Origin of the sequence: Streptococcus sp. F0441 (assembly GCF_000314775.2) — a bacterium.
GTDB lineage: Bacteria > Bacillota > Bacilli > Lactobacillales > Streptococcaceae > Streptococcus.
The window spans coordinates 505,707-518,197 of the sequence record NZ_KB373321.1 but is presented as its reverse complement, the minus strand read 5'-3'; the positions used below and the strand labels follow the sequence as shown (position 1 = coordinate 518,197).

General features: G+C 41.4%; 9 protein-coding genes. 1 reads left to right on the top strand and 8 read right to left on the bottom strand.

Annotated features, from left to right (window positions below; all coding sequences use genetic code 11):
- Nucleotide 1: 1 nt before the first annotated feature.
- From cpsA to HMPREF9188_RS02410, 4 genes are all read right to left on the bottom strand, one after another.
- Nucleotides 2-1,447, bottom strand: a complete 1,446-nt coding sequence (gene cpsA, locus HMPREF9188_RS02425; RefSeq protein ID WP_009729793.1) for an LCP family glycopolymer transferase CpsA — start codon at nucleotides 1,445-1,447, stop codon at nucleotides 2-4.
- A gap of 188 nt (nucleotides 1,448-1,635) precedes the next feature.
- A complete protein-coding gene (locus tag HMPREF9188_RS02420) occupies nucleotides 1,636-3,597 on the bottom strand; it encodes a peptide ABC transporter substrate-binding protein (RefSeq protein ID WP_069187738.1) in 1,962 nt (653 codons plus the stop codon).
- Between the two features lie 155 nt (nucleotides 3,598-3,752).
- A complete protein-coding gene (locus tag HMPREF9188_RS02415) occupies nucleotides 3,753-5,720 on the bottom strand; it encodes a peptide ABC transporter substrate-binding protein (RefSeq protein ID WP_009729791.1) in 1,968 nt (655 codons plus the stop codon).
- 168 nt (nucleotides 5,721-5,888) lie between these two features.
- The gene (locus tag HMPREF9188_RS02410; RefSeq protein ID WP_009729790.1) at nucleotides 5,889-7,499 is read right to left on the bottom strand and encodes a glycoside hydrolase family 13 protein; all 1,611 of its coding nucleotides are present in this window, start codon (nucleotides 7,497-7,499) and stop codon (nucleotides 5,889-5,891) included.
- Nucleotides 7,500-7,651: 152 nt separating this feature from the next.
- On the opposite strand from HMPREF9188_RS02410, the gene HMPREF9188_RS02405 reads away from it, so the two are divergent.
- Complete coding sequence (locus HMPREF9188_RS02405) at nucleotides 7,652-9,136, top strand: DUF1846 domain-containing protein (RefSeq protein WP_009729789.1); 1,485 nt, start codon at nucleotides 7,652-7,654, stop codon at nucleotides 9,134-9,136.
- A 134-nt stretch (nucleotides 9,137-9,270) separates the two neighbouring features.
- Here HMPREF9188_RS02405 and HMPREF9188_RS02400 read toward each other — a convergent pair whose 3' ends face one another.
- The 4 genes from HMPREF9188_RS02400 to HMPREF9188_RS02385 are packed head-to-tail and all read right to left on the bottom strand — an operon-like array spanning nucleotide 9,271 to nucleotide 12,490.
- Entirely contained in the window at nucleotides 9,271-10,302 is a 1,032-nt protein-coding gene (locus HMPREF9188_RS02400) for a sensor histidine kinase (protein ID WP_009729788.1), read from the bottom strand.
- On the bottom strand, nucleotides 10,269-10,967 hold the full coding sequence (locus HMPREF9188_RS02395) for a response regulator transcription factor (RefSeq protein ID WP_009729787.1): 699 nt from the start codon (nucleotides 10,965-10,967) through the stop codon (nucleotides 10,269-10,271). Before HMPREF9188_RS02395 ends, HMPREF9188_RS02400 begins: the two co-directional genes overlap by 34 nt.
- A 12-nt stretch (nucleotides 10,968-10,979) precedes the next feature.
- Nucleotides 10,980-11,702, bottom strand: a complete 723-nt coding sequence (locus HMPREF9188_RS02390) for an ABC transporter permease (RefSeq protein ID WP_009729786.1) — start codon at nucleotides 11,700-11,702, stop codon at nucleotides 10,980-10,982.
- Entirely contained in the window at nucleotides 11,702-12,490 is a 789-nt protein-coding gene (locus tag HMPREF9188_RS02385; RefSeq protein WP_009729785.1) for an ABC transporter permease, read from the bottom strand. The genes HMPREF9188_RS02390 and HMPREF9188_RS02385 overlap by 1 nt, the downstream gene beginning before the upstream one ends.
- Nucleotide 12,491: the final 1 nt, after the last annotated feature.

Sequence of the window (12,491 nt, the reverse complement as noted above, 5' to 3'; positions counted from 1 at the left end):
GCTATTTCCCCTCCATCACATCATTGATAGCAGCTTTTGCAGCAGCCAAGCTACTTTCATCAATTTCCATCATATAAAGGTTGCTATCTGGCATAGCGTAGGATGGAAGATCCGTTCTTCCAGTTCCTTTTAAGTCTTGGGAATTGACCTTATACTGACCACCACTATCCAACTGTGTATTAACCAAGTCCATCATGGTTTCCAAAGGCATATTGGTTTGAAGAGAATCTTGCAATCCTTGAATAATATTGTCATAATTCTTTAAAGCATCTGTTGATGTTAGCTTCTGAATGATAGCAACAATGACTTTTTGCTGGTTGCGTCCACGATCACGATCTCCATCTGCTAGAGAGTAGCGCTCACGAACAAATCCCAGAGCCTGCTCAGAATCTAAGTGGACATTTCCAACTGGGAAATGGAACTTCCCGTGTAGAGAGGTGAAATCCTGGTCATTATAAACATCTACGCCACCTAAAAGGTCAATCAACTTCAAGAACGAAGTGAAGTTCAAACGAACATAGTAATTGATATCAACTCCGTATAGGTTTTCCAGGGTATGAATCGACGAGTCTACTCCATAAATCCCCGCGTGAGTCAATTTGTCCTTTTGATTATTTCCTCCATCCGCGATCGGAACATAAGAATCTCGAGGCGTTGTAGTGAGAAGGATTTTTTTGGTATCACGGTTCACTGTCATCAAAATATTTACATCTGAACGTGAGACTGAGCTAATCGGACCATAGGTATCAATACCACTCACATAAATATTGAAAGCTTTATTCTTCGATACCTTAGGCGCAGCAACTTCTTTAGTCAATTTTTTAGTGTATATTTTCTTGATTTTAGAAGCATAGTCAGGATACTCTGCTTCAATGATATTTTCAAAGACACTATTTAAGATGATTGCTTTGGCTTCACCAGAAAGCAGACTCTTATAAGCTGCTAGGTAGGAAGTCGCATTCTCAACTGTCAAGTCCTTGCTTTGGCTGGTTTTAATATCTGCTAACAACTTTTGAATATTGTCATTGTCTGTCTCTGTAGGCCCCGTAACCGTATCCAGTTGAGTCACATTATTTATTTCACTATCTTTCAAAACGACCACACTGATTGAATACTCTGAGTAATTTGACGTCGAATTGATATGATTGGTAAAACCGACAAACTGTTGCAAAGCAAATAGCGAAACCGAACTAGTTAACACCGCAAGTACCAACAAGAAAATCGTGAACTTTTCGGCTTTCTTATATACTATCAAAAGTAGAGCTACGATAGCAGATAGTAAAACTAGAACAGTAGCTAAGATATTGAGATGCCTAAAGGCTAGGATATTATGTCTAAAAATTAAGAACAACAAAGAGCCACTCAATAATAAATAAATGGCTAATAAAGCTATATTAATACTTCGCTTTACTTTCCCCGAGCGAGATCGCTTTGAACGTTTAGTCATGGTATTCCCCTATACGTTAATAATTAAGTTAATTATACCACAGAAGTAGGATAAATTCCATTTATTCCCCTAATTCTCAGCGTTTTCATTCATTTTTTTTAGCTATATTTTAGAGTGATCGCTTTCATTATTTAGGAGCTTGAGCAAACAAAAATAAGATCCCTTGCAAGAGACCTTATTTCAACTTTTTATTTGATATGATTTTCAAACTCTTTTTGGCTCTTTTCAATAGCCTTTTTACTTTCTGCTTCCCACTTAGCCTTGGCTTCGTCAAATTGTTTCTTGGTAACAGGGTCTTTTTGCAGTCTCATGTACTTATAATTATTTCCGTCACCCTTGATACCCACTAGGGAGTAGGCACGTGTAAACGGAGTTACCTTAGTTACAGAGGCTGTCCCACCATTTGACATAGCAGACATGATTAGAGAATTGTCAATCATCCAAGCTTGAGCTTCAGCGTATTTTTCATAACGCTTAGCGACATCTTTGTTCTCGGCATCTGCTTCTTTTAGGAGTTGTGTATAGGTATCGAGCCCCAGACTCTTGATGAGCTCTTGGTCTTCCTTGGCATCAAGGCCAAAAATCTTGAGATAGAAGCCGATTTCAGCATTGAAGGGATCTAGATAAGTTGATGGATCCTGGTAATCACCAACCCAACCATCAAAGTTTAAGTCGTAGTCACGAGCTGCTGGATTTGGCGCTAGGAAGGCAACATTTCCAAAGTCATCTGTAGAAAGCTGTTGAACATCAATGACGATATTGTCAGAACCTAGTACTGTTTCAAGGGTTTGTTTAACCGAGTTCATACCAGAAACCGCATTTTTATTTGTCTGATCAACAGGGACATCCAAATGGATTGGGAAAGTCACGCCTTGGGCTTCCAATTCCTTTTTAGCTTCCGCAAATTTTGCTTGGGCCTTTTCCTTGTTAAAGTAAGCATCTTGAGCGTCTGCCAAATTGATACCTGACCACTCAGTTCCGTAGTTCACAAGCTTAGAAGCTGTTACTTCTCCAAAGGTCTTATCTCCCACCTGAACAAATGTTGGGGGAACCAGAGTATTACGAAGGGTTTTGCTCGCTGCTTCTTCACCGTTAGATTGAGCAGAGTAGGCTGTTCGATCAATACCAAAGTTGATAGCCTGACGGAAATTTTTATTTAAAATCGCTGTTTGCGTTGAGTTCTTTTGTTCGTCCGTTGTTTTAGCGGTATGATTATAGGTTTTGCGGTTGACGTTAAAGTTAAAGTACCAAGATGTCTTGTCTTGTAAGCTATAGACAATATTGTCTTGGTATTTTTCTTTTGTCTTGGCATAGTTCGAACTATTTGGATAGACTCCTGCAATCGAGTAAGCACCACTTTCAAAGTTTCGAATCGTCATCTCCTGATCTGACCCATCAAAGTAGGCTAACTTAACTTTTTCAATAGTTACTTTATCATGGTCATAATAGTGTGGATTCTTCACATACTCGATTGAAGATTTTGATGTGAAATCTTTTAACAGATACGGGCCATTATAAAGGATACTGTCTGGTGTCAAGGTACCAAAGTCTTTATCCTTTGATTTCAAGAACTCTTCGTTGACTGGGAAAAGAATACTATTGGTTGTCTTTGAATTCCAATACGGTTCTGGTCGAGTCAAAGTGTACTCGACTGTGTAGTCATCCAAGGCTTTGACCCCAACAGTTGAAAAGTCATTAGTCACACCCGTCACATAGTCATTCAATCCCTTGATTGAATTTTGGATCAGATCCATAGCTTGCCCCTTGTTGTCCGCAGCATACTTGATCCCAGTGACAAAATCCTGAGCTTTGACTGAAGCATATTCCTCACCATCAGCCGTATACCACTTGGCATCTTTTCTAAGCTTGTAGGTATAGGTCAAACCATCTGATGAAACAGACCAGTCTTCCGCTAGAGCTGGCACGAGGTTCCCATAGCTATCATTTTCTAGCAGACCATCTACGAGATTGGTAATAACGGCAGTGTTATCTGCATAATAATCTAGAAGATAGTTGAAAGTTGTTGGATTCGCACTAAATGTTGATGAATAAGTGCTAGTATTTGTGTTGAACTGTCCACATGCCGAAAGCAAAATCCCTGTCGCTAAGACAAGACCTGTCCCGATTAGTCTTTTTTTCATTTTCATCATCTACTCCTCAATTACTCCTCAATGTTACGTTTTATAACATAACCGTATTTTATCAAATTTATTCAAAAATGTAAAGTTACTGCTTTTATGACAACTGGTGTCTCAAAACAAAAAGGAAGTACAGTTTTTCTGCAACTTCCTTTTCTGTTTATAAATTACTTGACGTGTTTTTCAAGTTCTTTTTGGTATTTGGCATTTGTTTCGATTTTTTCTTGTTGCCATTTCTTGAAGGCTTCTTCGTATTCTTTTGCAGTCACAACGTCATTTTGCAATTCCAAACCTTTGAACACAAATGGGTCTCCCTTGATTCCGACTTGAGAGTATGCTTTTGTGAATGGTACAGTTCGGCTAACAGTTGGAGAACCACCTGAAGAAGCAACTGGAATCAAGAGCGAGCTATCAGACACCCAAGCTTGAGCTTTGGCGTATTTTTCATAACGCTTATTGAGGTCGCTAGTTTCAGCTGCAGCATCATCCAAGAGTTTCTTGTATTCGTCCAGTCCAACTTGAGCCATCACTTCTGGATCTTTTCCGCGAGTGATTCCCAAGTGTTTAAGGGCAGAACCCTTCTTGGCATCAAGAATGTTTAGGTAGGTAGCTGGGTCTTGATAGTCTGGTCCCCAACCAGTTCCGTTCAAATCATAGTCTTTTTGAGATGGCACCTTGGCTTGAGACGTAATGCTCATTTTTTCATTATCGGTCATTTGAAGGACATCGACAATGACATTCTCTGTACCAAGTGATGATTCGATTGACTGCTTGAGTGAATTGGTTTGCTGAACCGCGATTACATCTGTTTGTTCAACCGGAATATCCAAATGAATTGGGAAGGTAACACCCTTGGCTTGCAATTCTGTCTTAGCTTTAGCAAAGGCTGCCTTAGCTTTTTCAGGACTGTAAATCGTATCCTTGCCATCTGTAAGGGCTACATCTTTCCACTGGTCTCCATATGAAACGAGCTCTGCCTGCGCCAACTCTCCAAAGGTCTTTTCACCTACTTGAACGTAGTCATGAGGCACTAGGCTGTTACGAATAATCTTGTTCGCGCCTTCTTCACCATTCAACTGAGCAGTATAAGAATGACGGTCAAGGGCAAAGTTTAGCGCCTGACGGAAGTTCTTGTTAAGCAGAGCTTCTTTCGTTGAAGTTTTTTGAGCTTCGTCTGTTTTGGCTGTTTTATTGTAAGATTGGCGGTTTACGTTAACAGTGAGGTAGTAGCTAGTCGCTTCTTGTGGACTGTAGACAATCTTATCGCCGTACTCTTGTTTAGTTGACTCAAAGTTTGAGCTTGTTGGGAAGAGACGGGCTGTTGTATAAGCACCTTGTGTAAAGCTACGAATCAAAGATTCTTGGTCTGATCCATCGTAGAAAGTTAGTTTAATATTGTCAATCTTGACATTGTCCTTATCCCAGTAGTTTGGATTCTTTTCATATTCAATGACTGATTTTGAAGTCAATGATTTCAAGAAATAAGGACCATTATATAGGATACCTGATGGGGTTGGTGCACCGTAGTCGCTCCCTTTAGAATTCAAAAATTCTTCATTAACTGGGAGCATGGTTGCAGTTGTGACCTTAGAGTTCCAGAAACTTTCTGGTTTATTGAGCGTGTATTCTACCGTGTAATCATCAACAGCCTTAACTCCTACGGTAGAGAAATCATTGCTCTCACCACTAACATACTCTGCCAAACCTTTGATAGAATCCTGAATCAAAGAAAGACCATCTGATTTTCCGTCAGCAGCATGTTTAAGCCCAGTAACAAAGTCTTTGGCCTTAACTTCAGCGTATTCTTCTCCATCAGAGGTATACCATTTTACTCCCTTACGAAGTTTGTAGGTGTAAGTCAAACCATCCTTTGAAACAGACCAGTCTTCTGCAAGTGATGGAATTAAGTTCCCATACTTATCATTTTCCAAAAGACCATCAACAACGTTTGCTATAACGTCAGAGGTTGAGCTCTTGCTCGTCACACTATAATCCAAAGAAGATGGATCCATAGCGTAGACATAAGAGAATGTTTTGGGAGCATCCGCTTTCTTTTCACTTTGCCCACAAGCAGTAAAAAGAAGGGCCGCACTCAAAACAGCACCTGCTCCTAAGAGCCACTTTTTCGATTTCATAAGTAATCTCCTTAAAGATAGTGTTTTCACCATTATACCCTATTTTTTCATAAAAGCAAGGACTTTCGCCAGATTTTTTAGAAAATTCTAACAAATATATTTTAAAGGGTTTTCTATATAATTTTTAGTAAAAAACCTCAAGCTTTTGAAGCTTGAAGTTCTCTCATTTTAGTCAGTCATTTCCACACAGAAGGCATCCCATGGAGCCAAGGTTTGTTTTTCAACTGTTTCTTGAGTCACAGTGTTTTCAATCAAGACAGATTTAACTTTTCCTTCTACTGAAAAGTTTTGTTTTTCATTGGACAGGTTAGCCACAACTAAGAAACGACGGTCACCGTCCTTACGGATATAAGCAAAAATCTTGTCACCTGTATCAAGCAATTCAAAGTCAGCTCGAATCAGCCAGCTGTTCTCCTTACGGATTTGAACCAACTTCTGATAGGTATAGAAAATAGAATCTGGATTTGCCAGTGCTTCTTGAACGTTGATTTCTTCGTAGTTTGGATTAACTGCCAACCAAGGTTGACCTGTTGAGAAGCCAGCATTTTTGCTTTCATCCCATTGCATCGGAGTACGTGCATTATCACGACCAATGACACGGATGCTGTCCATAATTTCCTCTAGCGAAACACCTTTTTCAAGAGCCTCACGCGCATAGTTGAGGGATTCAATATCTTCTACTTGATCCAGTGTTTCGAATGGATAGTTGGTCATCCCAATCTCCTCACCTTGGTAGATATAAGGAGTCCCTCTCATAAGATGAAGTAGGATTGCAAAGGCTTTGGCAGATTTTTCGCGGTATTCTTGGTCATTTCCCCAGATTGAGACAATACGAGGGAGGTCATGGTTGTTCCAGAAGAGGGAATTCCAGCCATCCTCAACTCCTAACTCTGTCTGCCATTTGTTGAAGATTTCTTTCAACTTACTGATATTCAGCTCTTTTTGATAGTGCCATTTAGGTTGCCCTTCCTGATATTGAAGACAAATGTGCTCAAACTGGAAGACCATAGACAATTCTTGTCCCTTGGGATCAGAGTACAGTTTAGCAATCTCTGGCGTTGCTCCCCAGGTCTCTCCTACTGTCAAGAGATTCTTATCTCCAAAGGTTGCTTGGTTCATCTCCTTGAGATAGGGATGGAGCATGGGACCATTATTGACTACTTTCTCATCAGGAATCTTGCCAATCATGTCAATGACATCCATACGGAAACCACCGATGCCCTTATCAATCCAGAAGTTCATCATCTCGTAAATTTTCTGGCGCAGTTTTTCATTCTCCCAGTTGAGATCAGGCTGTTTCTTGCTGAAAAAGTGAAGATAGTATTGACCTGATTTTTCATCGTATTCCCAAGCAGACCCACTAAAGATAGACTCCAAATCATTGGGCTCATCCCGCCAGATATAGTAGTCTCGCTCGGGACTGTCAGGATTTTCACAGGCCTCGACAAACCAAGCATGCTCATCCGAGGTATGATTGACCACCAAGTCCATGATAATTCGAATGTCACGCTTCTTAGCTTCTGCGATGAGTTGGTCCATGTCCTCCATAGTCCCGAAAATAGCTGCAATTGCTTGATAATCAGCAATATCATAGCCATTATCATCCATAGGACTGTCATAAACGGGAGAAAGCCAAATCGCTGTGATTCCTAACTTGGCTAGATAGTCCAACTTACTAGTAATTCCTGGCAAATCGCCAATCCCATCTCCGTTGCTATCCATGAAACTCTTTGGATAGACTTGATAGACTACAGCATTGTGCCACCATTTTTCTTGCATCTGTTTACCTCATTATTTTAATAATCTATACTCTATGATAGCGCTTTTTTAAACTTAGTGCAAGCGTTTGCCTAATCTTTTTAATTTCTTTTTTAGCTCCGTGGTTTCCTAACTTCCAATTTTTTATTATAATAGAGGTCAGAGGTAAAAAAATGAAAAAACAAGCTTTTAGTTCTGAACAATATCTGAATCTACAGCGCGACCACATTTTGGAGCGCATTAACCAATTTGATGGCAAGCTCTATTTGGAGTTTGGTGGCAAAATGTTAGAAGATTTCCACGCTGCTCGAGTACTTCCTGGTTATGAGCCTGACAACAAAATCAAGCTCTTGCAAGAATTGAAAGAGCAGGTTGAAGTTGTGATCGCCATTAACGCAAGCAACATCGAGCATTCCAAAGCGCGTGGCGACCTAGGTATTTCTTATGACCAAGAAGTCCTTCGTTTGATTGACAAATTCAATGAACTGGGAATTTTTGTTGGTTCGGTTGTCATCACACAATACGCTGGCCAACCCGCTGCAGATGCCTTCCGCAACCAGTTAGATAAAAACGGGATTGATTCCTATCTTCATTATCCGATCAAAGGATATCCGACTGATATGGACCACATCATCTCTCCAGAAGGCATGGGAAAAAACGACTACATCAAAACCAGTCGCAACTTGATTGTCGTAACCGCTCCTGGACCTGGTTCTGGAAAATTGGCAACTTGTATGTCAAACATGTACCATGACCAAATCAATGGCATCAAGTCTGGTTACGCTAAATTTGAAACCTTCCCAGTTTGGAACCTTCCCCTTCATCATCCAGTCAACTTGGCCTATGAGGCTGCCACAGCAGACCTTGACGATGTCAACATGATTGACCCCTTCCATCTCCAAACCTACGGAGAAACCACTGTCAATTACAACCGTGATATCGAAATCTTCCCAGTACTCAAACGTATGTTGGAACGTATTCTCGGTGAATCTCCATACGCTTCACCAACAGACATGGGTGTCAACATGGTTGGCTTCGCTATTACAGATGATGAAGCTGCTATCGAAGCCTCTAAACAAGAAATCATCCGTCGCTACTATCAAACTGTTCTTGATTTTAAAGCTGAAAAAGTCGGAGAAACTGCTGTCAAGAAGATTGAACTTCTCATGAACGACCTCGGTATCACACCTGCAGACCGTCAGGTTGCTGTCGCAGCACGCCAAAAGGCAGAAGAAACCGGTGGGCCTGCCCTTGCTCTCGAATTGCCATCTGGTGACATTGTCACTGGTAAAAACTCAGAACTCTTTGGTCCTACAGCTGCCGCCTTGATCAACGCCATTAAGAAATCAGCTGATATCGCTAAAGAAGTAAAACTAATCGAGCCTGAAGTCGTCAAACCAATCCAAGGCCTTAAAATCAACCATCTCGGTAGTCGCAATCCACGCCTGCATTCAAATGAAATCCTGATTGCCCTTGCAATCACAGCTATGGAAAATCCTGATGCTGCGCGTGCCATGGAAGAACTTGGTAACCTCAAAGGTAGCGAAGCACACTCTACCATCATCTTGACCGATGAAGACAAGAATGTCCTTCGCAAACTAGGCATCAACGTAACCTTTGACCCATACTACCAATACGACCGCTTGTATCGGAAGTAAATAAACAAGGCTGGACAAAAACTTAATTTGAGAGAAAAATCCAGTAAATCTTTACATAATAAAAAAATCAAACGCATAATATCAAGTCTTTTGGACATTTGGTATTATGCGTTTTTATGATTTTCCATTCTCATTTATTTCAATGAAATTGTCAACTCAACACAAGCTCCTCCTTGCTCTGGATTGAGCAGGGTTAGACAACCACCATGCAAGAGAGCGACCTGCTTAGAAAAGGCTAAGCCGATACCATGATGGGGATTAGCTGAATTGCGGCTTTGGTCACTCTGGTAAAAGAGCCGTTCCGCTCCCAGTAGCATCTCCTCTGAAAATGAAGGGCCGTTGTTCCAGATAGCAAAAACCAACTGGTCCTGCTGCACTGATACCGTTAGCTTGACTTCCTTTTGATCCTGGTCTGCATGTTCAAGCGCATTCAGTAAAATATTGAGCAAAGCCCGTTTGAGATAGTCCAAATGAATCGACAAAATTAGACTAAGATCACAATCTTCTTGGAGATAAAAACGATAGCTTTCCTGTTTACTGAACAGTGCCCAATCGTCCTGGAGATAAGCCAAAAAGTCCTCTAAGGAAAGCTGACTGAACTGATTAGAATCAATCTGAAAAGTCTTAGCGTAATCAATCAAAGAGCCACAATATTCTTCCATCTTGTAACTAGCTTGCAAAATCTCAGCAGCATAGTCTGCCTGTGGCTGGCCTAACTGCGCCAATTCCAAGAGCTCAGCATTCCCCTTAATCACAGTTAGGGGCGTTTTCAAATCGTGCGATGTCGCTGATAGCTGTAAAATCAACTCTTGATTATGCTGCTGCTCTTTTTCTAGAAGACGAGCATTTTCTTGGTGGCTGCTCCGTAAATCGCTATAGACTTCGAGCATTTCCTCGATCCTAAAAAGCTGGCTTTGATTTTCTTCTAAAAGCTTCTTGCTCGTTAGCATTTTTATTTCCCTGTCGATTTTTCGGAGCAATTTCAAAATATGATAAAAAGTAATCAGCAGCAAGCTCCCTGCCCAAAAGAACAAGGTGAAAAGAACGTGATTACTTCCTTGCGTAAATTCATAACCTATAAGCACAAAAATCAAAACATGGAAAAAGACGATTTTTAAACTGGTTGTCCAGACTAGGCTTTTGAAATTACGGGTTCTAATTGCCATCTATAGCCTACTCCTCTCACAGTTGCGATTGCTTGCAGTCCTTCTTGTTTGCATTTTTGACGAATCTGATATACGTATTCTGAGATGGAACGAAGCTGTGTTTCTGAGCTTTCTGGATAAAGCAAGGTATGAAGACGTTCAGCTGAAAAGGTCTGCTTGGGATTGCTAGCTAGTAAATGTAGCAGCTTAAACTCCCGCTCTGAAAATTTCAAGACTTTACTAAAACAGGCAACTTCGTAGCGCTCTGGATAAAATTGGCAAGAAGCAATTTCAGAATATCGCTCCTCACGTCTTTCCTCCCGCCGAAGATGAGTTCTGACGCGCGCCAGCAATTCTTTGGTTCCAAAAGGCTTGACAATATAGTCATCTGCTCCGCGAAAGAGCCCTTCCACTTTGTCCGCCTCCAATTCCTTAGCCGTCAGAAAGATGATTGGACACGAAAGATGAGGACGAATGTAGGAACACAGCTCAAAACCATTAACAGGCTCCATCATCACATCCAGCAGAATCAAGTCATATCCGACAAAATACGTCAGCTCTAGGTCTTCTATCCAATCAAGCGTCGTCACATCATAAGCATCTAGCTCTAGGACGTTTCTCACCAGCTTCAAAATGCTCTGGTCGTCATCAACCACCAAAATACGATACTGTCTCATGATTTCCATTATAGCATACCTCTAGCGAACATCTCGTTTCAAGGTTAAGAATATAGCAGAGCTCCAAACCAAAGCTAACCATAACAGCTGTATTCCCAGCCCTGAGAGATCTATTGAATGCTGAAGTCCTTCATACTCAAAAAGATTTAGCGTAGCCAGATCGGGCAGGTATTTTGCTTCTTTGATGAAAGTCGCCAATAAACGGCTGAGGCTAACCAAGAGAGGAAAGAGCACCGACACCGGCACAACCCAAGATTGAAATAGCAAAGCGAGGCCAGCAGTTAAAAAAGCCAGAAAAAGATTGCTGAGAAGACAAAAAAAGCTGTAATAGAGGAATTTCTCTAGTAAGGACCAGCTAAAGCTTAGGTCAAAACGAGCCAGCATAACAAGGAAACAGCTGCCTATCATGACACTGTAGAGAACCAAGAGCAGCAAGTCCAGAAAAAGGAATTTCCCAGCCAACCAAGCCTTTCTATTTGATACGGTTAGAAAATTCGTTCGCATCCCAGACTTGACAAACTCCTGGGCAAAATAGAGAGAAGTAAAGATGACGATGACAGGCTGCGCCAGATAGAGGGCATGCAAAACCTCGCTCAGAGCCTTCGTCTGACCAACTGCTGTCTGAATGTAGTCAAGATTCATCAGAAAAAATGGAACAGCTACCATAGCCACTAAGGCTGCACCAAGAGCGAGATAATAAGAACGGAACTTAATCCATTCACTTCTAAGCAGAGCTTTTATCATCAGTATCGCCCTCCTAAATCCGTCTTCAAAAAGCGCAGAGAGGCCATGCCGCCGATGACTAGCAACCATGCACCAAGTATCAACAGCCCTTGCAAGGGATTGTTAGCATATTGGGAAGTTGGCGTTGCAGCAAACAACTCTCCTGCTGGCTGTGGCAAATAAGTCCCCCAACTCGTGTGAGCTGCCAGGTAGTTTCCCAGATTATAGATCTGTGGTACGAGAAAAAGTAGAGGAACTAGCATGGTCCGAGCCAATAAACCTAACAAAAACGAAAGGATTCCCAATAAGGTCAGAGATAAGGTTTTCCACAAAATCAAACTCCAAGCTGCCTGATTGAGCAGAATCGGATCAAGTCCTTCCTTTCCTAAAGCGAGATGCATGATCATATAACTAAAGTAGATTGATAAAAAGCTAGTGGCAAGAGAAAAGCAAGTAAAGGTCATGAGTTTCCCCACAAGCAACTTCAGGCGGCTATTACAGGTCAAGAGACTGGTTCTCAAGCTATGAGACTGAAATTCCATAGCTCCCAAAATTCCAGCTAAAATGACCAAAACCATGACCGCCATAGAAGCCCCGTTGAGACCTAGATATTCCAGCGGATCAATGGCGTTTATCAGATTAGGAACCGTCTCAGGCGTAGCATCCAAGCCGATAGACAGATACTGTCGGCCCTCCAACCAGGATACGACAGGCACCAATAGCAGCATGAAGGCCACACTCACTTTGAAAGCCTTGATTGAGCGGATTTTCAACCATTCTGAATGCAATAAAGACATCGCTTCTTTCATC